The sequence below is a fragment of the Kitasatospora sp. GAS1066B genome (assembly GCF_041262605.1).
Lineage (GTDB): Bacteria > Actinomycetota > Actinomycetes > Streptomycetales > Streptomycetaceae > Kitasatospora.
The window spans coordinates 53,643-74,616 of sequence record NZ_JBGCCO010000021.1 but is presented as its reverse complement, the minus strand read 5'-3'; the positions used below and the strand labels follow the sequence as shown (position 1 = coordinate 74,616).

At 70.9% G+C, this 20,974-nt stretch carries 21 protein-coding genes; 14 read left to right on the top strand and 7 right to left on the bottom strand.

What is annotated here, in order from left to right; all coding sequences use genetic code 11:
• Nucleotides 1-15: 15 nt before the first annotated feature.
• Nucleotides 16-594: a TetR/AcrR family transcriptional regulator gene (locus ABH937_RS23450; protein WP_280692831.1), complete on the bottom strand. Its 579-nt coding sequence runs from the start codon at nucleotides 592-594 to the stop codon at nucleotides 16-18.
• Entirely contained in the window at nucleotides 581-1,177 is a 597-nt protein-coding gene (locus tag ABH937_RS23445; protein WP_280692834.1) for a TetR/AcrR family transcriptional regulator, read from the bottom strand. Before ABH937_RS23445 ends, ABH937_RS23450 begins: the two co-directional genes overlap by 14 nt.
• A gap of 109 nt (nucleotides 1,178-1,286) precedes the next feature.
• Between ABH937_RS23445 and ABH937_RS23440 the strand changes: the two genes are divergently transcribed.
• From ABH937_RS23440 to ABH937_RS23410, 7 genes are all read left to right on the top strand, one after another.
• The gene (locus ABH937_RS23440) at nucleotides 1,287-2,297 is read left to right on the top strand and encodes an agmatine/peptidylarginine deiminase (protein WP_370146623.1); all 1,011 of its coding nucleotides are present in this window, start codon (nucleotides 1,287-1,289) and stop codon (nucleotides 2,295-2,297) included.
• 65 nt (nucleotides 2,298-2,362) lie between these two features.
• The gene (locus tag ABH937_RS23435) at nucleotides 2,363-4,024 is read left to right on the top strand and encodes an ABC transporter substrate-binding protein (RefSeq protein ID WP_370219339.1); all 1,662 of its coding nucleotides are present in this window, start codon (nucleotides 2,363-2,365) and stop codon (nucleotides 4,022-4,024) included.
• Nucleotides 4,021-4,980: an ABC transporter permease gene (locus ABH937_RS23430; protein ID WP_370219338.1), complete on the top strand. Its 960-nt coding sequence runs from the start codon at nucleotides 4,021-4,023 to the stop codon at nucleotides 4,978-4,980. The genes ABH937_RS23435 and ABH937_RS23430 overlap by 4 nt, the downstream gene beginning before the upstream one ends.
• A complete protein-coding gene (locus tag ABH937_RS23425) occupies nucleotides 4,977-5,831 on the top strand; it encodes an ABC transporter permease (RefSeq protein ID WP_370219337.1) in 855 nt (284 codons plus the stop codon). The genes ABH937_RS23430 and ABH937_RS23425 overlap by 4 nt, the downstream gene beginning before the upstream one ends.
• Complete coding sequence (locus ABH937_RS23420) at nucleotides 5,828-6,808, top strand: ABC transporter ATP-binding protein (protein ID WP_370219336.1); 981 nt, start codon at nucleotides 5,828-5,830, stop codon at nucleotides 6,806-6,808. The genes ABH937_RS23425 and ABH937_RS23420 overlap by 4 nt, the downstream gene beginning before the upstream one ends.
• Nucleotides 6,801-7,634, top strand: coding sequence for an ABC transporter ATP-binding protein (locus ABH937_RS23415; RefSeq protein ID WP_370219335.1), 834 nt, complete (start codon nucleotides 6,801-6,803; stop codon nucleotides 7,632-7,634). The genes ABH937_RS23420 and ABH937_RS23415 overlap by 8 nt, the downstream gene beginning before the upstream one ends.
• 13 nt (nucleotides 7,635-7,647) lie before the next feature.
• Nucleotides 7,648-8,811 carry an agmatine/peptidylarginine deiminase gene (locus ABH937_RS23410; RefSeq protein ID WP_370219334.1) on the top strand — a complete coding sequence of 388 codons (1,164 nt, stop codon included), beginning with the start codon at nucleotides 7,648-7,650 and terminating at the stop codon, nucleotides 8,809-8,811.
• A 137-nt stretch (nucleotides 8,812-8,948) separates the two neighbouring features.
• Here the strand turns inward: ABH937_RS23410 and ABH937_RS23405 are convergent, their stop codons facing one another.
• The gene (locus ABH937_RS23405; RefSeq protein ID WP_280692956.1) at nucleotides 8,949-11,609 is read right to left on the bottom strand and encodes a glycosyl hydrolase; all 2,661 of its coding nucleotides are present in this window, start codon (nucleotides 11,607-11,609) and stop codon (nucleotides 8,949-8,951) included.
• Between the two features lie 246 nt (nucleotides 11,610-11,855).
• Here ABH937_RS23405 and ABH937_RS23400 point away from each other — a divergent pair, with 246 nt between their 5' ends.
• From ABH937_RS23400 to ABH937_RS23370, 7 genes are all read left to right on the top strand, one after another.
• Entirely contained in the window at nucleotides 11,856-12,158 is a 303-nt protein-coding gene (locus ABH937_RS23400; protein WP_370219333.1) for a hypothetical protein, read from the top strand.
• A gap of 369 nt (nucleotides 12,159-12,527) precedes the next feature.
• Nucleotides 12,528-13,490 carry a metal ABC transporter solute-binding protein, Zn/Mn family gene (locus ABH937_RS23395; protein WP_370219332.1) on the top strand — a complete coding sequence of 321 codons (963 nt, stop codon included), beginning with the start codon at nucleotides 12,528-12,530 and terminating at the stop codon, nucleotides 13,488-13,490.
• A complete protein-coding gene (locus ABH937_RS23390; protein WP_370219331.1) occupies nucleotides 13,487-13,891 on the top strand; it encodes an ATP-binding cassette domain-containing protein in 405 nt (134 codons plus the stop codon). The genes ABH937_RS23395 and ABH937_RS23390 overlap by 4 nt, the downstream gene beginning before the upstream one ends.
• Before the next feature lie 165 nt (nucleotides 13,892-14,056).
• Nucleotides 14,057-14,350: a hypothetical protein gene (locus ABH937_RS23385; RefSeq protein ID WP_280692855.1), complete on the top strand. Its 294-nt coding sequence runs from the start codon at nucleotides 14,057-14,059 to the stop codon at nucleotides 14,348-14,350.
• Entirely contained in the window at nucleotides 14,347-15,681 is a 1,335-nt protein-coding gene (locus tag ABH937_RS23380; RefSeq protein WP_280692857.1) for a hypothetical protein, read from the top strand. Before ABH937_RS23385 ends, ABH937_RS23380 begins: the two co-directional genes overlap by 4 nt.
• Nucleotides 15,678-16,343, top strand: coding sequence for a hypothetical protein (locus ABH937_RS23375; RefSeq protein WP_370219330.1), 666 nt, complete (start codon nucleotides 15,678-15,680; stop codon nucleotides 16,341-16,343). The genes ABH937_RS23380 and ABH937_RS23375 overlap by 4 nt, the downstream gene beginning before the upstream one ends.
• On the top strand, nucleotides 16,340-17,062 hold the full coding sequence (locus ABH937_RS23370) for a hypothetical protein (RefSeq protein WP_370219329.1): 723 nt from the start codon (nucleotides 16,340-16,342) through the stop codon (nucleotides 17,060-17,062). The genes ABH937_RS23375 and ABH937_RS23370 overlap by 4 nt, the downstream gene beginning before the upstream one ends.
• On the opposite strand, the gene ABH937_RS23365 is transcribed toward ABH937_RS23370, so the two are convergent.
• The 4 genes from ABH937_RS23365 to ABH937_RS23350 form a co-directional block, all read right to left on the bottom strand.
• Nucleotides 16,980-17,900, bottom strand: coding sequence for a sugar ABC transporter substrate-binding protein (locus ABH937_RS23365; protein ID WP_370219328.1), 921 nt, complete (start codon nucleotides 17,898-17,900; stop codon nucleotides 16,980-16,982). The two genes, ABH937_RS23370 and ABH937_RS23365, sit on opposite strands and share 83 nt — an antisense overlap.
• A 177-nt stretch (nucleotides 17,901-18,077) precedes the next feature.
• The gene (locus ABH937_RS23360; RefSeq protein ID WP_370219327.1) at nucleotides 18,078-18,212 is read right to left on the bottom strand and encodes a hypothetical protein; all 135 of its coding nucleotides are present in this window, start codon (nucleotides 18,210-18,212) and stop codon (nucleotides 18,078-18,080) included.
• A 13-nt stretch (nucleotides 18,213-18,225) separates the two neighbouring features.
• Complete coding sequence (locus tag ABH937_RS23355; protein WP_370219326.1) at nucleotides 18,226-19,320, bottom strand: cytochrome P450; 1,095 nt, start codon at nucleotides 19,318-19,320, stop codon at nucleotides 18,226-18,228.
• Nucleotides 19,321-20,054: 734 nt separating this feature from the next.
• The gene (locus ABH937_RS23350) at nucleotides 20,055-20,645 is read right to left on the bottom strand and encodes a hypothetical protein (RefSeq protein ID WP_280692867.1); all 591 of its coding nucleotides are present in this window, start codon (nucleotides 20,643-20,645) and stop codon (nucleotides 20,055-20,057) included.
• Nucleotides 20,646-20,974 lie beyond the last annotated feature (329 nt).

The window sequence follows — 20,974 nt, the reverse complement described above, 5'->3', positions numbered from 1 at the left end:
CGGACGCCGGGGCGCCTACGGACGCAGTCGCGCGATCTCGGCGTCGATACCGGCGGCCATCAGGGCGCGGGCGTGGTCCAGCGGCAGCCCGCCGCTGAGCCAGCGCACGCTCAAGCCCTCCAGCAGCGCGGTGAGCCGCTCGGCTGCGCCGGCCAGTGCCACCGCCGATCCCATCGGCTGGATCCGCCCGAGGATCTCGGCGATCTCCTGGACCCAGACCAGGGTGGCCCGGGCCAGGTCCTCGCGCAGGTCGGGCTCGAAGACCGCGCTGGCGCGCAGCTCTCCCCAGGCGGTGCTGTTCTCCCGCACCTCGGGGGTGTCCTGCAGCTCCAGCAGCAGGGACTGCTCCAACTCCTCGCGGGCGCTGAGGGGTTCGCTGCCCGCTTCCTGCTGCCTGGTGTAGCGCTCGGCGCGGTCGCTGATGAACTCCAGCGTCTGGCGGAGGATCCCGGTGCGGTCCTTGAAGTGGTAGTAGATCAGCGCGGTGGACACACCGGCCTCCGCGGCGAGTTCCTCCACGCGAAGACCGCGCACCCCCCGCCGTGCGATCACGCGCGCGGCGGCCTCCATGATTGCTGTTCTACGACCGGCCATGGTCCGATACCCTACGCGACCCCAGCTCGGCGTCGATGGCGCCTTCGAGCAGGTGCCGGGCGTGGTCCAGCGGCAGGGAGCCGCTGAGCCAGCGGACGCTGAGGCCCTCGATGAGGGCCGTCAGACGTTCGGCGGCGGCCGCGTGCGCCGGGGCCGTGCCCAGCGGATCGGCGCGGGCGAGCAGATCGGCGATCTCGTGGACCCAGGTGTGGGTGGCCCGGGCCAGGTCCTCGCGCAGGTCGGGCTCGAAGACCGCGCTGGCGCGCAGCTCTCCCCAGGCGGTGCTGTTCTCCCGCACCTCGGGGGTGTCCTGGAGTTCGAGCAGCAGGACCTGTTCCAGGTCGGCCCGGGCGTCGTCGGGGTAGGTCCCGGGGCTGCGCTCGGCGGTGTAGCGGTCGGCGCGGTCGCTGATGAACTCGAGCGTCTGGCGGAGGATCCCGGCGCGATCGGTGAAGTGGTAGTAGATCAGCGAGGTCGACACCCCCGCCTCTGCCGCCAGCTCGCTGACGCGCAGTCCGCGCACGCCCCGCCGCGCGATCACGCGGGTGGCTGCCTTGAGTATTTCCGTCCGACGATCCGACATGGTTGCTCACTCTACCTTGACTGAATTTTCAGTTCGGTGCAGGATGCGGGGCACATCACACCCCCCGTTCCCCACTTGCGAGTTCTGGATCGAACAGGAAGAGGTCGCCGTGAGTTTCCGTATGCCTGCCGAATGGACCGAGCACGACGGCTGCCTGATGGCCTGGCCCGTCCGGCCGGACCTGTGGGGCGAGACCCTCGACGAGGTCAAGCGCGAGTACGCCGCGGTCGCCCGTGCCATCGCGCAGTTCGAGCCGGTCACCATGGCGGTGCCGCCCGGGTACGGCGACGAGGCCCGCGAGAGGTGCGGCGACGGCGTCACGGTCGTCGAGCTGCCGATGGACGACTCCTGGCTCCGTGACTCCGCGCCGATCTTCGTCCTGGACGAGGACGGGCACCGCGCCGGTGTGGACTTCCGGTTCAACTCCTGGGGTCGCAAGCACCACCCGTGGGACGCCGACGACAAGCTGAGCGCGCTGCTGCTGGAGCACCTCGGTGTTCCGGTGATCCGCTCCGAGATGATCCTGGAAGGCGGTGCGATCACCGTCGACGGCGAAGGCACCCTGATCACCACCGAGCAGTGCCTGCTGCACCCCAACCGCAACCCGGGGATGAGCCGCGCGGAGATCGAGGACGAGCTGAAGGCCCGGCTCGGCGTCACCAAGGTCATCTGGCTTCCGTACGGCGGGCTGCTGGACACCGAGACGGACGGGCACGTGGACGGTGTCTGCGCCTTCGTCGCCCCCGGCCAGGTCGTTGTCCAGCTGCCGGCCGACCCCGAGCACCCCGACTACGTGCGGATGCGCGCCAACCGCGCCGTCCTGGAGCACTCGACCGACGCCCAGGGCCGTCCGTTCGAGATCATCGACCTCCCGCAGGCCGCCTGGGTCGAGGTCGCCGGCAGGCGGACCGAGGTCGGGTACCTGAACTTCTACCTCGCCAACGGCGGCGTCGTCGCCCCCGTCGCGAACCATCCCGAGGACGAGGGCGCCCTGGCCGTGCTCGCTCGCGCCTTCCCCGGCCGCAAGGTCGTGGGCGTGCGGACCCGTGTCATCGCCTACGGCGGGGGCGGCGTCCACTGCATCACCCAGCAGGTCCCGGCCGCCCGCGCGCGTGCCTGATCCTCCATCAGAGCCCGATCGTCCAGCAGACCCTGACCCCCACCAGAATCGGAGAGGAAGCGCCGATGCCCCCCACACCGCCGCGCCCGGGAAGACGCGGGAGGCACGCCAGCGGGATCACCCTGGCCGCCTCCGCCCTGAGTGCCTTCGCGCTGGTCGCCGCCTGCGCCGGCCCGCCGCAGCCGAGCGGCCCCGGCGGCCAGGACGCCTACACGCTGTCGGCGGACACCCCGGCCGCGAAGGGCCAGCTCGACTCCTTCAGCTGGGCCCTCTACGCCGAGCCGCCGACCCTGGACTACCTCCAGGCCTTCGACTACCCGCAGAACACCGTCCTGTCCAACATCTGCGAGAGCCTGATGCGCTGGACGCCCCAGCTCAAGGAGGAGCCCGGACTGGCGGAGCGGGCCACCAACCCCGACCCCACCACCTGGGTCTTCGACCTGCGCCCCGGCGTCAAGTTCCATGACGGCACCGTGATGACCGCGGACGACGTGGTGTTCAGCCTGGACCGGCAGCGGAACCCGGACAACGGCGGCGCCTGGGCGAACGAGTTCCAGAACGTCGACACCATCGCCAGGACCGGACCGCTCCAGGTCACCGTCAAGCTCAAGACCCCCGACTCCCAGTTCCCGCAGTACATGGCCACCGCCGCCGGCGTGGTCGCCAGTGCGCGGGGTGTGCAGGCGGCCGGCAAGGACTACGGCACCAGCGGCAGCCTCGACTGCACCGGCCCGTATCGGCTGGGCAGTTGGACCAAGGGCCAGTCGATCGAGCTGGACCGCTTCGACGACTACTGGGGCGCCAGGGCAAAGTCGAAGAAGGTCGCCTTCGAGTTCCTCACCGACCCGTCCGCCCGCACCAACGCCCTGCTCACCGGCGAGGCCGACGGCGGCTACCTCATCCCCACCGAGAGCTACGCCCGCCTGAAGAACAGCAGCGCCGGCACCCTCTACTTCGGCGAAGGCCTCAGCACCGTCAACGTCAACGTCACCAACACGCACGGCCCACTCGGCGACGTCCGGGTCCGCAAGGCGCTCTCGCTGGCCATCGACCGTGCCGGTTTCGTCAGCACCGGCCTCGGCGGCAACGGCACGGCGACCACCTCCCTCACCAGCAAGGCGGCCTGGGCCGCAGCGGACGCGGCGACCCAGCAGGCGGCCCTCGGAGGACTCCAGCCGACCGCGCAGGACATCGCGCAGGCGACCCAGCTGATCAAGGACGCCGGCGCGCGCGGCAAGACCCTCACCATGGCCACCAGCTCGATCGGCCAGGACGTCTCGCTGCTGGCCACGGCCGTGCAGTCGGCGGGCACCAGGATCGGGCTGGACATCCAGCTGAAGACGATCGCCCCGGACGCCTTCACCGCGCTGTTCACCGACCCGAAGGCGCGCGAGGGGATCGACATGTTCCCCGAGACGTACTACCTGTCCATCACCGACCCGATGGACCTGCTCACCAACTTCCAGACCGGCTCCTACCAGAACTACGCCGGCTACAGCGACAAGGCCTACGACGACCTCGTCAAGCAGGCCGTCGGTACGTACGACCCGGCCCAGCGCCTGGCCATCGAGGCCCGGTTGAACCGGCAGGCCGCCGACCAGGCGCTGTGGATCCCGGTCGCGCAGTGGCCGACCTCGCTGTTCATGAACAAGCGGATCACCGGCGCCCCGACCACGATCTCCTACATGTACTACCCGTGGGCAGCCGACGTGGGGGCGGCCAGGTGAGCTTCGCGAGATTCGCCGTCCGGCGGCTGCTGGAGATGGCCGCCACCCTGCTCGGCGCCTCCTTCGTGATCTTCGGTGCGATGTACCTGGCGCCGGGCGATCCGGCGAGCTTCCTGCTCTCCGGGCGGTCGGCCTCACCGGCCGCCCTGGCGGAGATCAACACCCAGTACCACCTCCAAGACCCCTTCTTCGTGCGGTACTTCCGTTGGCTCGGCCAGGTGCTGCACGGCGACTTCGGGCGCTCGATCGAGTACCGCACCGGCGTCTCGAAGCTGCTCGCCGACCGGCTGCCCAGCACCCTGCTGCTGGTCGCGATGGCACTCGTCCTGGTCGTCGTGGTCGGCCTGGCGCTGGGCTGGATCGGCGCGGTGCGCGGCGGGGCCACCGACTCGACGATCCTGGTCGCCACGACCGTCGCGGTCGGCACCCCGTCCTTCGTCGCCGCCATCCTGCTGCAAGGACTGTTCTCCGTCCGCCTCGGCTGGTTCCCCACCAGCGGCACCGGCCAGGGCTTCGGGGACATGATCCGGCACCTCATCCTGCCCGCGATCGCCCTCGCCCTGTACCTGATCGGCATGCTCGCCCGGGTCACCCGCGCCGCCATGCTCGAGCAACTGGACAGCGAACACGTCGCCGTGGCCCGCAGCCGCGGCGTCCCGGAGCGGCAGGTGATCTGGCGCCACGTGTTCCGCAACGCGTTCGGCACCGTGCTCACCACCGGCGGCCTGATCGTCTCCACCCTGATCATCTGCACCGTCCTGGTGGAGTCCGCGTTCAGCATCGGCGGAATCGGACAGCTCCTCGAACTCGCCACCACCACCAAGGACTTCCCCACCGTCCAGGCCATCTCGCTGTTCATCGTCGGGCTGTTCATGACCGTGAACCTCATCATCGACCTGCTCTTCCCGCTGGTCGATCCCACGGTCACCCTCGGAGCCCGGAGGTCCACCGCATGACCACCGCCCTCACCCGCCGGCCCGGCCTCGCCCGCCTCCGGGCCGCCCGGCAACCGCTCTACCTGGCCTGCCTCGGTTTCGTCGTGCTGGTCGTCCTCGCGGCGCTGCTCGCGCCGTGGCTCGCCCCGGGCGACCCGAACACGGTCGACCTCGGCAACGTGCTCGCCGGGCCGTCCGCCGACCACCTGCTCGGCGTCGACGCCGCAGGCCGCGACACCCTCTCCCGGCTGCTGCTCGGCGCCCGCACCTCGCTGATCGGCCCGCTCGGCGTCGTCGTCTTCGCCACCCTCGCCGGTGTCGCGGTCGGCGTCGCCGCGGGCTGGCGCGGCGGCTGGCTGGACTCCGTGCTCTCGCGGAGCACCGAACTCGTCTTCGCCTTCCCCGGCATGCTGCTCGCGATCCTCATCGTCACGGTCTACGGCGAGGGACTGCTCGCCCCCGTCCTCGCCCTCGCGATCGCCTACCTGCCCTACGTCTCCCGGCTGACCCGCTCCCTCGTCCTCGCCGAGCGTGAACGCCCTTACGTCGCCGCCTACCAGGTCCAGGGCCACTCCTCGCTGCAGATCTGCCTGCGGCACGTCATCCCCAACATCGCCCCCGTCGTCCTCGCCCAGTCCACCATCAACTTCGGCTACGCCCTCATCGACCTCGCGGGCCTGTCCTACCTCGGACTCGGTGTCCCCGCGCTGACCCCCGACTGGGGGCGGATGGTCTTCGACGGCCAGACCGCCATCCAACGCGGCTACCCGCTCTCCGCGATCCTGCCCTGCCTGGTGATCGTGCTGACCGTCGTCGCCTTCAACGTCGTCGGCGAACGCTGGGCCGACCAGGTCGCCAGGAGGGACCGATGACCCGCACCCTGGACATCAGGAACCTCTGCCTGCGCCTTCCCGACACGGCCCGACCCGTCCTCGACGGCGTCGACCTCCACATCGCGGCCGGCGAAACCGTCGCCCTGGTCGGCGAATCCGGTTCCGGCAAGAGCCTGACCGCGCGAACCGTGCTCCGCCTCCTGCCGAAGGGCGCCGAGACCGAGGGTGCGGTCGAGGTCGCCGGCGAGAACGTCCTTGCTCTCGACCCGCAGCAACTGCGCGCGTTGCGCACGGGCAGGGTTGCGATGATCTTCCAGGACCCGCGGGCCGCGATCAACCCGTTGCGTCGCGTCGGCGACTTCCTCACCGAGAGTGTCCGCCTCACCGGCGCCATGAGCGAGCCGGACGCCACCCGCCGTGCCGCCGAACTCCTGACGGCCGTCGGGCTCGACGCCTCGGTCCTGCGCCGCCACCCCGGCCAGCTGTCCGGCGGCATGCTGCAACGCGTCATGATCGCCGCCGCCTTGATGGGCGACCCCGTCCTGCTCCTGGCCGACGAGCCCACCACCGCGCTCGACGTCACCAGCCAGGCGGAAGTGGTCGCACTGATCGGCGAGTTGAAGGAACGCTTCGACACCGGGCTGCTGTTCGTCACCCACGACCTCGGGCTCGCCGCCGCCATCAGTGACCGGGTCTACGTGATGTACGCCGGACGGATCGTGGAGACGGGCCCAGCCGCCACCCTGTTCACCGACCCCCGCCACCCCTACACCCTCGCCCTGCTCGCGGCCACCCCACGCCTTGCCGCCCCCGGTGGCCGGCTTGCCGCCATCGACGGCCAACCGCCGGATCTGCGGCACGAGTTGACCGGGTGCTCGTTCGCCCCGCGCTGCCGCTTCGCGACCCAGCTCTGCACCACACAGGCCCCGGAGCCGCAGTCCGCACCAGGCGCCCCCGGTCACCTGGCGGCGTGCCACCACAGCGACCGTCTCGAGGAGAGTGCTGCCGATGCCTGACACCGTGCTCGAAGTCACCGGCCTGCGGCGGACGTTCGGCACTGTCCGGGCGGTCGACGACGTCTCCTTCACGCTCGCCGAAGGCGGCTCGCTCGGGATCGTCGGCGAGTCGGGTTCCGGCAAGACCACCACCGCCCGGATCATCGTCGGCCTGGAACGGGCCGACACCGGACAGGTGCTGCTGCACGGATCCGACCGCACCGCCCGTGCCAGGGGCAAGGCCCGACGCCTGGCACGGGCCCGCCAGATCCAGCTGGTCTTCCAGGACCCCTACCTCTCCCTCGACCCGCGCACCACCGTCGAGGCGGCGCTGCGCGAAGCCCTCCGCCTGCACTTCCCGGACATCGACCACGCCCGCCGGATCACCGAGCTCCTCGACCAGGTCGGTCTCGGCACCCGGGCCGCGAGTGCCCTGCCACGCCGGCTCTCCGGCGGCCAGCGCCAACGCGTCGCCATCGCCCGCGCGCTGGCCGTCGAACCCGCGGTCATGGTCCTGGACGAGGCCGTCGCGGCGCTGGACGTCTCCGTGCAGGCGCAGGTCCTCAACCTGCTCGCCGACATCCGGGCACAGACCGGCGTCGGCTACCTGTTCATCACCCACGACCTCGGCGTCGTCCGCTGCGTCACCGACGACGTCATCGTCATGCGCCACGGCAGGATCGTCGAGTCAGGGCCCACCGCCGAGGTCCTGGCCACGCCCCAACACCCCTATACCCGGCTGCTGCTGGACTCCGTGCCCCGACCGGGCTGGGACCCCCGGCAGCTGGCCGCCGCCAGGCGCGCACTCTCGCTCACCACCAACCGTGGTAACTCCACGGATAGTTGACTGGAGGTCAGCAATGAACGACACCCTTGAGCCCCGGCCGCGTGCCGGGGTCGGACGACGCGGATTCCTGACGGCCGCGGGCCTCGCCGCGGCCGCTGCCGCCGTCGCCGCCGCGACCGGCGGCCGGGCGGTGGCAGCCGCAGGCCAGCCGGCCCGCGCAACGGCCACGACGGGCCACTCCGTACCGCTGGACAGCGATCCCCACACCCGGACCTGGATGGCGTGGCCGGACAGCACCAGCATCTGGCGCAGGCAGCTCAGCGGCGTCCAGTCGAACATCGCGCTCGTCGCCAGGACCATCGCGAAGTACGAGCCGGTCACCATGTGTGCGAACCCGGCGAGCGTCGCCAAGGCCCGCTCCATGTGCGGCGCGGGCGTCACGGTCATCGGCTCGATCCCGGTCGACGACTGCTGGATGCGCGACACCGGCCCGATCTTCCGCACCGACGGAGCGGGCGGTCTCGACGCCGTCGGCCTCAACTTCAACGGCTGGGGCGGCAAGCAGACCCACACCAACGACGCGCTGGTGGCCCAGCGCGTCGCGGCCTACCTCGGCATCCCCTTCACCGCCGCCGGTCTCGTCGGCGAGGGAGGCGCCATCGAGACCGATGCGGCCGGCACCCTGATGGCCACCCGGAGCAGCATCGTCAACACCAACCGCAACCCCACCCTGTCGCAGGCCCAGCTCGAAGCCGCCATGTGCGCGGCCTACGGCGCCTCCACGGTGATCTGGTTCCCCGGCATCTCGGGCCAGGACATCACCGACGACCACGTCGACGCCACCTCCCGCTTCCTCGGCGCCGGGACCGCCGCCGTCCAGATCCCGCTGCCCACCGACACCGACATCTGGTCCGACGACGAGCGCCGGCAGCTCCAGATCCTCTCCAGCTCCACCAACGCGCTGGGAGCCCCGATCGCGGTCAGCCAGATCCAGGGCCCCGACTACAACCTCATCCGCTCGACGAACCCCAACTTCGTGGGCTCCTACGCCAACTACTACCTCTGCAACGGCGCCGTGATCTCGGCCCAGTTCGGCGACACCAACGCCGACGCCGCCGCCGGCGCGACCCTGGCCCAGCTCTTCCCGGACCGCACGATCGAACAGCTCGACATCGACTACATCGGAGCGGGCGGCGGCGGCATCCACTGCGTCACCCAGCAACAACCCGTTCCGTAACGCGACGAGCGGGGCGGCCGGTGCTGCCGGCGAGGTGAGTCGGGTTGTCCGAGCGATCGGCGGGTGCGGACAGCACCCGCCGATCGCGAGACCCGTCGGCCCGCACTCCGGTGGGCCGACCGCCGTTCACGCGCGAGTCAGTTGTCGCCGGGCCGGTTGCCGCGCGGCAGCCGGTTCAGGTCGAACGACCAGATGCCGCGTCCGTGGGTGGCCGCGTAGAGGTCGCCGTCCGGGCCGATCCGCAGCTCCAGCACCGCCGTGGTCGGCAGGTCCTTGCCGAGCACCTTCCAGTCGGTGGCGCCGGGGGCGCGGTAGAAGGCGGCCAGGTCCGTGCCGAGCGCCAGGCCGCCGCCGGGCACGATCCGGATGCTGTCGGCCGGGACGTCGGGCAGGTTGGCCGAGATGTCGGTCCACGTGGCGCCGCCGTCACGCGACTCGAAGACGTGACCGATGCCCGCGCCGGGGCCCTCGGTCCAACTCCGGGAGAAGCCGCTGATGGTGACGTAGACGTGGCTCGCGTCGGCCGGGTCGACGTCGAAGCCGGAGATGTACCGGTTGGGGATGGTGCCGTCGACGGGCAGGTTCAGCTGGTGCCAGCCGGTGCCGTCCGCGTTGCCGGTCGCGATGCCGCGGGTGAAGCCCTGGTTGTTGCAGGGCCCGCACCAGCCGGCGTAGACGGTGCCGCCGGAGGCGACGACGGCGGTGGCCAGGTGGCCGGCGCCCAGGTCGTAGGCGCTGGTCCAGTCGCTGGTGCTGCGGATCGCGTAGCCCTTGTTCTGCACCCAGACGTGCTGGCCGCCGGCGACCCAGGTGTCGGGGTTCTTGGCGTCGGCGGCGATCGGGGCGATGAAGCGCGCGGCGCCGGTGGCCTTGTCGGGCGGGGCGACCTCGTACTCGGTGGCCTTGGTCGGGTCGGTGGTCCAGGCGCCGTTGTTGACGCCGCAGTCCTGGGTGACCCACATGTCCAGGTTGGTGTACTCCTGGGCGATGTTGCAGCCGTTGTTCGGGTCGACGATGGTGTCGCCGCCGTCGCCGCCGAAGTTGGATCCCATCACCTTGTCGCCGGCGCGCAGGACGGACTGGCCGTTGTCCTGCAGGCCGCCGCTGACGATGACGCCGTGGCCGGCCGGGTCCTTGCCGACGCCCACCGAGTAGTACTGCAGGGTGTCGATGGTGCCGTCGTTGAGCGAGGTCCAGTCGGTGGCGTGGCCGGAGGCGTCGACCGCGCCGTTCAGCGGGCGGCGGTAGATGCCGCCGTCGTTGCCGACGTAGACCGACGTCTTGCCGTGGTAGCTGCCGACCGCGACCGCGTGCTGGTCGGAGTGGGTGGTCTGGGAGCAGTCACCGGTCTGCTTGGTCGGGTCGATGCCCCAGCACGGGAAGCCGAAGTTCCAGTACGGGCCGGGGGTGTTCCAGCTGGTGCCGCCGTTGGTGGTCTCGAAGACCTCCTCCAGGCCGGCGTACAGATGGTCCGGGTTGTTCGGGTCGACCTGGAGGAACTGGTTGTACCAGGACTGGATACCGGGCTGGTAGCCGGCGCCCTGCAGCGCCGAGCCGGAGCCCATCAGCTTGTTCTTGTCCGCGATCAGCGTCCACGGACCCAGCGGTGAGCCGGACTTGGAGACGTAGATGCCCTGCAGACCGCTGTCCGGGTTGGTGTTCAGCAGGTTCGGCGACTCGTCGATCGCGTAGTAGCGCGAGCCGTCCGTGGAACGGGCGAAGGTCACGTTGCCGACGTCGGCCGCGTCGCTCGGCAGGTCGCCCAGCGAGCTGACGCGCTGCCAGCTGCCGTCCGGTGCCTTGCTGTAGAAGCCGTTGTAGGTGTCACCGCTGCGCCAGCCGACCGCGAGGACGACCTTGGAGGGGTCCTTGGGGTCGATCGCGATGTCATTGGCGATGTTCTTGTACGGCGCGCTCGGGTCCGAGGCCATCGAACCGCCGGGCAGGTAGTCCGGGTTCGGGGCGAACTCCAGCGTCCACGGGCCCGACAGCGTGGTGGTGGAGTGGCTCCAGACACCGCGACTGGTCGCCGCCCAGACCTTGTCACCGGCGAAGCGCAGCGCGTGGATGGTGGTGCTCTCCAACTCCGCACCGCCGACCCGGTCGCCGGGCTGGAACTCGCCGTGCTTGGGGTCGGACAGCACGTACACGCCGGTGCCGACGAAGGAGGTGGCGCCGGTGTTGGACTCGCCGGTGGCGTACCAGAGCCGCCCGCCACCGTCGAGGCCGAGCGCGCCGGTGGAGAGCGAGGGCAGCTTGTTCGAGATGGGCTGCCACTGGCCGCCGCCGGTGCGCGAGCGGAACACGCCGCCGTTGGCGCCGCCCGCGTAGACGTAGCCGTCGTCGTCGGCGGCTATGCCGGTGATCCGGCCGGTGACGTCGCCGGCGCCGCCGCTCGAGTTGGAGTTGACGTCGCGGTAGCGCGGATCGTCCGAGTTGTACGGCTTGTTGGTGACCTGGTCCCAGGAACCGGAGGTGTGGTCCAGGGACTGCAGCTGGGACCACGCGGCGCCGTACGCGCCGGGCGCCACGACGCCGGGCGCGGTGCGGGCCTCGGTGTACTGGGCGGTCGACTCGGCCGAGTTGAAGGCGTCGTCGTCCCCGCCGTCGCCGCCCGGTGTCGCCGCGTTCGCGGTGGCGAGGGAGTTGGCGTGATGACCGGACGCGGCCTGCTGGGCGTGCGCTGCGCCGACCGCTGCCAGGTGGCGGACGTTCCACGGCACGGCGCTGTTCGCGGGTGCCGCGGCGGCCTGGGTGACGGCGAGTCCGAGAGCGGTGAATGTGACGGCGCAGATCATGAGCCGTCGTTGATGCCTGATGGGCACCTGGTGCTCCTCCCCATGTACTGCCGGGCGCGCGCGGTGTCGGACGCCTCGGCGAAGCATCAAGCAGCCTCCCGGGTGCGGCTGTTGGAGGGGAAGGGAAGATCAGGTTGCGAAACCATAAAGATCACCACCCGGCCGGGGCCTCGTCCAAGGCGCCCGCCGGTCCACGGCGGCGTCACGGCGAGCTACGAGGTCGCGGCCGGGTGGGACGGTGCGGCGGTGCCACGATGCACCGGGTCGACCGGGTTCTCGACGCCCCCGGACCCGGGGGCGGTCGCGGTGGGTGCCGTGGTCGTGGGTCGCGTGGTCGTGGGGGAGAGCGTGTGCTCGGGGGCGGACGGTGTGACCGGAGTTCGGGGCGGGCTCGTCGGGGTGGCCGCCCAGGTCGCCCCCGCCGACGACGGTGACGTGCTCGCAGTAGCAGGCGCCGACGACCGACCCCCGCCGCTGGAACCGCAGGCCGACAGCGACGCGATGATCGCCGCGCCGGCGACAAGGGCCTGCGCCCGCCTCTTCATCTGACGACTCTCCGAGTTCCGTCCGGGCCGCCCGATCCGGGCATCGGCGACTTGGACGATACGGGCCGGGGGTTGGTTCCCGCATCCCGCGACGGTGGTCGTGGGGTGCGGAGGAACCTGGCAAACCACCCTCGCGCACCGGGAGTTGTCGGGTCGCCAAGCAGCCGGATCCCGCCCGAATCGACGGGGAGCGGGGGAGGTCTGCTGCTGCGGCGATCGCAGGGGCCCCGCCGGTCAAGGTTTGGTAATGATTGTCATCTCGGGGTCGCTGTCAGTAGAGATGAAAACCATTTCTATCTAGGGTGAGGGTCGTCCACCGGAACTGGGCCCCGCCGCGTCCGCGGCCGGGTCCGCATGCGAGGAGTAACCCGTCATGAGCGCCGCCCTGCCCAGCAAGGTCCGCCGTCAGCCGCTCAGATTCCTGCTCGGCGCCGCCGCCGTCGCGGCGCTCGCGGCCACCAGTGCTTGCTCCACCACGTCGAACGCCGCCTCGGGCGGATCCTCGGCCGGCGGCTCGAAGGTGATCCAGGTGGTGGCGGCGGAGAACTTCTGGGGCAGCATCGCCACCCAACTCGGTGGCTCGCACGTGAAGGTGTCGAGCATCATCACCAACCCGGACACCGACCCGCACTCCTACGAGCCGACCGCCGCCGACGGCCGCACGATCGCGGGCGCCGACTACGCGATCACCAACGGGATCGGCTATGACGCTTGGTCGGACAAGCTGCTGGCCGCGAACCCGGCGCCGAACCGGACCGCGTTGAAGGTCGGCGACCTGGTGGGGAAGAAGGAGGGCGACAACCCGCACCAGTGGTACTCGCACGACAGCGTGTACAAGGTGATCGACCAGATCACCGCCGACTACAAGAAGATGGACCCGGCCGACGCGGCGTACTTCGACTCCCAGAAGCAGTCCTTCGAGACGCAGACGCTGGCGCAGTACAACCAGTTGGAGTCGGACATCAAGGCGAAGTACGCGGACACCCCGATCGGCGCCTCCGAGTCGATCGTGACGCCGCTGGCCGAGAGCGTGGGCCTGAAGATGCTCACCCCCGAGACCTTCCTGGACGCGGAGAGCGAGGGCACCGACCCGACCGCGGCCGACAAGTCGACCATCGACCAGCAGATCGCGACCAAGGCGATCAAGATCTACGTGTACAACACCCAGAACTCCAACCCCGATGTCGTGGCCCAGGTCAACGCGGCCAAGGCGCAGGGCATCCCGGTGGCCGAGGTCACCGAGACCCTCGCGCCGGCCAGCAGCACCTTCCAGGACTGGCAGACCAAGGAGTTGCAGGGCATCGCGGACGCACTGAAGCAGGCGACGGGCAAGTGAGCATCCACCCGACCGAAGCGGTCCGAACGGACCTGGAGCACGCCGGAACCGGCGAGCGGCCGGTGCTGTCGTTGCGTGGCGCGGCCGTGCGGGTGGGCGGGCGGACCCTGTGGTCGGGTGTGGATCTGACCGTGGGGGCGGCGGAGTTCACCGCCGTCCTCGGCCCCAACGGGGTCGGCAAGTCCACGCTGGTGAAGGTGCTGCTGGGGGTGCTGCCGGCGGCGGCCGGCGAGGTGCGGGTGCTGGGTGGGCCGCCCGGCGCGCTCGTCCGGCCCGTCCACGAGCGCGAACTGCCGGAGCCGGTCACCGCGCTGGCCTGGGCCGGCCCGGGCCTGCTGCTGCTCGCCGACCACGAAGGGCGGGTGGAGGCGTGGCCGCTGCCGCGTGGCCCGGTCCGCTGACGCTGCGCCCCGGCCACCGGCCCCGCACGCCGGTCGTCGTCGGGGTGCTGCTGCGGCAGCGCCCGCCGTCTTGACATTCCTTTAACTCCCGCTTGGCACAACCTCCCTGACGCTGCGTTAAAGTCGTGCGATGGCCATCGCATTGCGCGGTGACAAGGGGGAACGATGTCGGATTTCACAGTTGACGTGAACGCGCTTGCCCAGCTGTCGAAGGACTTGCAGGGTTGCGCCGACGAGCTCGACCACGGGCTGAAAGCCCTGCACGACGCAGGCGCCGCCGGGCTCGGTTTCGACTTCCTGGACGGCTCGTGCAAGCACTTCCAGGACAAGTGGGAGTACGGCCTCAAGAAGGTCCAGGAGTGCGTCAAGACGCTGCACGAAGGGCTGGACCAGGCGCAGCAGAACTACGCGCAGACCGAGCAGGGCCTGGCCACCGAATTCGGGGCGGGCACCTCGTGAGCGAGCAGCGGAGCTGGGCCGGCCTGGGCTTCAACCCGGCGCCCGGCGACCAGGGCGTGGTGACCGGACTCAGCAGCAACCTGCGCCAGGTGGCCGGCCACCTGGTCTCCGTGCACGCCACCTTGACCAGGATCGCGGCAGGGCAGGACGAGTGGACCGGGCAGGCGGCCCAGGCGTTCGGGGGCCACCTCGGCAAGCTGCCCGGCTACCTCCAGGACGCGTCCGACTCCATCACCGAGGCGTACCAGGAACTCGACAAGTGGTACCAGTCGCTGGCGGCGAACCAGCCGCGCGCGGCCTCGCTGGACGACCAGGCGGCGGCCGCCCGCAGCACACTGGCCGAGGCCGAGACGGAGCATCAGGGCGCGGCGGCCGCACCCGACCTGCAACTCGCCGGTCAGCGGTTCCCGGACCAGGCCTCGCAGACCGCCGCCCAGAATCGGTACAACGCCGCCAAGGCGCAGCTCGACGCCGCCTCGGCGAAGATCCAGAGCGCCTCCGAGACCGTCGACTACTACGTCGGGCAGGGTCACGACCTGGGCGGCGCACACGAGGCGGACGCCCGGAACGCGGCCGCCCGCATCAGGTCGGCGGCCGACAGCAAGGCCCCGCCGGAGCCCGGGCTGTTCCAGCGGATCGGGCACTGGCTCAACCAGCACGGAGCCGACCTGCTGAGCGTGGCCGCCGCGCTGACCGGAGTGGTGGCGATCTTCTGCCCGGCGCTCGCCATCGTCGCGATCGGGCTCAGCGTGCTCGCGGCCGGTGCGCACGCCCGTCAGTACGGACTGAGCGGGCTGTGGCCCCCGAACGCCAAGAACATCGGCAATGACCTCACCCTCGCCGGCGACCTGCTCGGCGCGGTGCCCGGGGTCGGCATCGCGGTGAAGGGGTCGCGGGTGGGCCTGAAGGCCGCGGAGGGTGCGCGGGCGGCGGACGGTCTGCTGGGCGCGGCCAAGGTCGGGCTCAAGACCGGAGCCAAGGAGGCCAACGCGCTGGCCCGTGGCATCGACCCGGCGACCCCGCTGCTCAGCAAGCCCGCCGAGTGGGCCGCGGTGAAGATGGGCGTCGCCCCGGAGAAGGCATGGGACATCGCCGACCGCGTGCAGGCGGGCATCACCACCGGGCTGACCGTGCCGACCATCTACTCGCTCGGCGTGGACAACCAGGGCCCGGGCCTGGCCAACGGCGTCAACTACACCACCGGCGCGGGCAACGCGATCGGCGGCATCGGCAGTGCCTCCGGGATCAAGACGAAGCGGGTCCAGGGCACCGTCGGCACGCTGCTGACCCTCGGCAACCTGGTGGGCATCGGCGTCTGGATGGGCCGGTGAACGCCGGCCCCGCGCCGACGCTCTGGTTCGAGGCACCGATCGGCTTCACCGAACTGCCGCTGGACGCCGACCCGGCGGAGCGGACCACCCAGGTGCTGGAGGGGCTGGACGCCTTCTACCCGCAGGCCACGGCCGAGCAGAAACTCAGCGCCGCGCTGAGCGGCGAGGCCGGGCTGCGGGAGCAGTTGGCGCAGGGCCTGGTCTACGGGGCGAGTTGCCGCTACCACGCCGAGGACGGCCGGGCGATCCACGGCCTGTTCCAGCTCTACGTGCGTGCCGAGGCGGTCGGCGAGCCGCTCACCTTCGCCCAGCGCAACGCCGGTCCACTGGCCGCCGCCCACCCGCAGGCCGAGGTCGGAGTGCTCGGCCTGCCCTGCGGTCGGGCGCTGGTGACCACCGAGGACAGCGTGGTGCCGGTGCCCGGCCGGACCTTCGGCATCGCCGAGGACGGCACGGCGACGGTGCGTCAGATCCAGGCGCTGCTCGCCCACCCGGGCGCCCAGCACCTGGTCGCGGCGGTCTTCAGCACCGAGGATCTCGGGTACTGGGAGGAGTGGCTGCCGCTCGTCGCGTCGGCACTGAGCGGGCTCTCGTTCTACCCGCCGCAGGAGCAGGCGGTCGGCGGCGGTGTGAGCGACCGGATCCGGGAGGCCTTCGGGTGAGCACGCAGAGGGTGGCCGAGACCGCAGCGGTGCCGCGCCGGGCGGTGCGCAGCGGATGGCTGACGGTCCTCTACACCGCCGGGGCGGGGCTGCTCTCGCTCGGCGGCCTGTTCGGGCTGATCCTCGGCGAGGTGTACCTGAACGCCTGGGCGCTGACCGGCCTTGCGTTCTGCTACGCGCTGGTGACCGCCGTCGTCTTCCTCTTCGTGGCCGGCATCGACATCGGCTGCCAGGCGGCGGTCGCGGTGTGGGTGCTGGCCGGCCTCGCCTGGCTCCCCGGGGCCTCCGCCGCCGTGCAACTCCCGCTCGTCCTGCACGGCCGCACCACCGACGCCGTGGTGGTCTCCGTGGAGCACACCGTGGTCGACCGGGACCAGCGTTGGTACTCCACACTGCGCCGGCCCGACGGCGCTCCGGTCCCGGGCCCGCGCCTGCTGGACCGCGACAACCGGTTGCACCCGGGCGACACCGTCCGCGTGGTCTTCGACCCGGACGGTGTGGTCGGCCCCCGCCGCCCCGGCGACATCCACCCGGCCAGGGACGCCGGCTGGTCGATCGGCTTCGCCGCGCTGCTGCTGGGCGCGGTGGGGTGGGCCGGCTGGTACGGGCACCGCGAACGGGAACACCCCCGTCGAACTACAGCTCCAGGCCCAGCCGGAAGGCCTGGTAGGGGATACGACGCTCCCACGGCTCCCAGTGAGCCGTCCGCTCCGGCGTGATCATGTGTCCGATCGGGCCCGCGATGCACAGCCCGCCGAGGTCCTCCTGCCGCACGGCGGCGCGGATCACCAGATCGGCGAGCTGTTGGCCGTTGCCGGTGACGTCGACATCCCACGTACCGGCGCTCAGGCCGTCCCGGACTGCCTGCACGGCCGCGGGCGTCCCGTTGCGGGACACCATGGCCACTTCGCCCAGCCGTCCGGTCTCCCTGAGGGCCGCGACGGCGCCCAGCATGGTCTCGTCGTTGTACGGGATGAGTCCGTCGAGTCGGGGGAAGTCGGCCAGCACGTTGAGTGCCTTCTGCCGGCCGCCCTCGGCCACGTCGGTGACGTTCTTGTACCGGGCGTCCTCGGGATCGTTCACCAGGTGCAGGCCCGCCAGGCGCAGTCCGCGCTGGAGGCCCAGGACCAACTCGTCGTCGTCCACGGAGCCGGGGCCGCCGATCATGGCTACGTCCGCTCCGGTCGGCAGCAGGGTGGCGAGATGCTCGGCCATGTAGACGCCGTGGTTGAAGTTGGGATAGACGATGGACGCGGAAACGGGATAGTGCGGGCGCTCCAAGGTGATGACGGGGATGCCCTGCCGCATCGCGGCCGCCGCCCCCACTGCTGCGGAGTCGGGGGTGACCACCCAGACCACCATCGCGTCCACCCCCGCCTCGACCCCGGCCAGCATCGCGGCGTCGGCTGTGCCCGGCCAGTCCTTGTCGCGGAAGTCGGCGCAGATCACCCGCAGTTCGATGCCGTGCTCGGCGAGCCGGCTCTGCAGACCCTGGCCGACCGCGTCGACGGCCGGGTTCGCGCCGTACTCCATCGGACTGACGTACAGGACGCGCATGGTGGTCGATCTCCCTGGTCTCGGACCGGTGACGGTGAGTCATGCTCTGTGCCCGCGCGAGGTTCCCGGTGCGCCTGGTCCTGGTGCGCCTGGTCCCGGTGCGCCTGGTCCTGGTGCGCCTGGGTCCCGCCGCGCCGCCGCGCCGGGACTCACCAGCGCGGCGGCTTTGCGTTGGACCTACTCCTCGTGCGTCCGGTAGGAGACGCTCTGCAGGACCTCCTGGGTGATCTGCGCGAGCGGCGTGGTGGCCGCGTCCTCGGTGAGCAGTTCCTCGGCGCTGGGCAGGGCTGAGGGGTCGATGTCGGTGAACATGTCGGGCTCTCCTCTACTCTCGGGTGTCTGCTGGTGCGGATTCATCAATCGCGCGTCGATTGCCGACGGCGGAGTGATGGTCAGGGGCCAGTTCCAGGTGCACCCACTCCGGTCCCCACATCACGGGTACGGCTGGGCGGCGGCGGAACACCGGGTGCGGTTCGGCCAGGCGCGCGTGGAACTCCGGGGCGGCCAGGACGCCGCAGATCTCCTCGGTGATGGCGGTGGCCAGATGGTTGCCGAGGCAGATGTGCGAGCCGACTCCGAAGACCAGTTCTCTTCCCTGGCGGGGACGTTCGTGGTCGAAAACGTCGGGCTCCGGAAAGCGCCTGGGATCACGGCTGGCACGCAGGACCACGGTGCGCACGAACTGGCCGCGCCGAATGGTCTCGCCGTTGATCACGACATCCCGGGTCGCGCGCCGAAGAGCCGTCTCCACCGCGGGACACGCGAAGCGCAGGGTCTCCCGCACCACCTTCGCGAGCTCCCGCCCGTCCTGGCGAGCCCGTTCCAGGACGGTGGCGTCGCGGAACAGGTAGTACGCCGCGGCGGCGATGAGGTGGGTGGTCGTGTAGACGCCGGCCGTGTAGAGCGCGCGGGCATTGGCTGAGATCTCCTGCTCGGAGAGCCCCTCGCCGTGTCTGCGGCGCTCCAGCGCACGGGCCAGCACGCTCCCGGCGGGCACCGCGCGGGCATCCGCCACCACCTCGCCGATGAGGCGGTCGATCGAGGTGACGGCCGCCACGACTTCGGCCAGCAGGCCGTCCGACCACTGCGGCGTTCCGAAAGCGCCTGCCCTGACCGTGACATCCGCCCACCGGCCGAACTCGGCACGTGCGTCCGGTGGGATGCCCACGACCTCGGCCATCACCTCGCGGAGGACCGGCTTGCCGATGTCCTCGATGACCTCCGCCCGCCCGGCGGGCAGGCAGCCGGTGAACGACTCCTCGGCCACCTTGCGGATGGAGGGGCGCCAGGCTTCGACGGACTCCCGGGTGAAGGCATCACGCAGCTCATGCCGTAGCCGGCGATGGGCCTGCCCGCTGTTGTAGAGCGGGATGTGCCTGGCCTGCTCCCACAGTGGTTCCAGCGCCGTACGCTCTGCCACGCTCCCAAGGCCACGGGGCAGCGGAAGGAGCGGAACCTCCAGCGCGCCGCTGCGCATGACCGCCACTGCCTCCGCGTACCCCTCGACCACCCAGCAGTCCAACGAATCGCTGAAGTGCATCCCCGCACCTGGCCGACCTGCCGCTGCGAACTGCCCGGTCACCGGGCAGTTCGGCGAGGAGACCGTGGGCTGCCCGTCGGCCACTCCTGCGGCAGGGCCGCTGCGGAGGGAGTTGTCAGCCGTGCGGTCAGCCACTCTGTCAGCCACGGGAACGACCACCTTCCGCTGCGTCGCCCTCGAGTTCCGGCGAGCCATGCTCGAAGCAGTGCTGAGTTGGAGGGGCTCCGGCCAGCCAATTGATGCTGGATGTAAGCCAAGTGGAGGATGGATCACAATGATCCGGCTCTACTGACGGCGTGTCAATGCTCGTCTGAGCTCGGCTGTTGATCTCGATCCTGCATGATGGCCCGCCGGATTCCGGCGGTCGTATCAAAGGGGTGCTGTCATCATCGCGGGCGTAGGTGGCGAGCTGAACCGCCAAGCTCACACGTCTGCTCTCGCGAGCAGGAGAGCTGGGGGAGTCCGAGCGCTGCTTTCAGCACCACGTGGTGAATAGGTGACACCTCAACATGTGCGCGATCGCACAGTCCACCCACCAGACGAGGCTGTCCCCCCTCGGCGCTCGGCCCGGCCGCCCTCTGCGGGCAGGCCGAGCACCGGGCGGACTGCCGGGATCAGGAGCCGTACACCTCCGTCATCTCGGTGACGGTGTTGTGCGAGTCGATCACGACGTCGAAGAAGTTCTGGCCCGCGCAGAAGTAGCCGGTCGGCAGCTTCGCGCCGTCGAGCTGGCCGCCGTTCGGGTCGGCGCATGCCTTGACGTGGGCGATTCCGGTGTAGCGGTCGCCGTTCTTGGCGACGACGGTCTTCGGGCCGTCCTTGGCGATGATGGTGATCTTCGCGTCCAGGGAAAGGCCGTAGGTCTTCAGAGTGTCACCGTGCGAGTAGGCGGCACCCTCGTTCATCGTCGGGTCGCAGTGTGCCTGCGCGTCCGCGGCGACCACGTTGTTCATGGCTCCTTCGAGATGGTCGACCCAGATGTACTTGTGCCCCGGGGCGAGCGTTGGGCAGTCACCCTTGCCACCACCCTTGCTGCTCGTGGGGGCCGCGGACTTGCCGGCACCGGAGGTCGGAGCGGCGGCCGGCTTGCTCGCCGCGGCCGGGCTCGACGCGCCTGCGTTGGCGGTGGTCGTGTCGTCCGGGCCGCAGGCGGTCAGCGCGAGCGCGGCGGAGACGAGCAGGGCAGCGCTGAGGACATGGCGCATGGAAATGATGAAACCCCCGTACAGAGGCCGGCGCCGCCGGCCAGGTGAACCGAAACCGGAACGGACCGTGGGCATCAGCTGCCAGGCGGTCGTTCGGCCGGAAGTGTATAGGCTGGTGGGGACACGAGTTGACTGCCGGTCATCTGACGCGGCGACGGTTCGCGCAGCGCGTCACCGTCTCGGGGGGTCCTCGCGGACGGGGGTCTGCGCGACGGCAAGCCGCACGCTCTTGGAGTTCCCTGCTTCCGACATGACGTCTCCTGATGGAGTCGGACGGAAGTACCGGAGGGCGGACGTGTAGGACTCGCCGGTCTTGGCGGCGCGGGCGC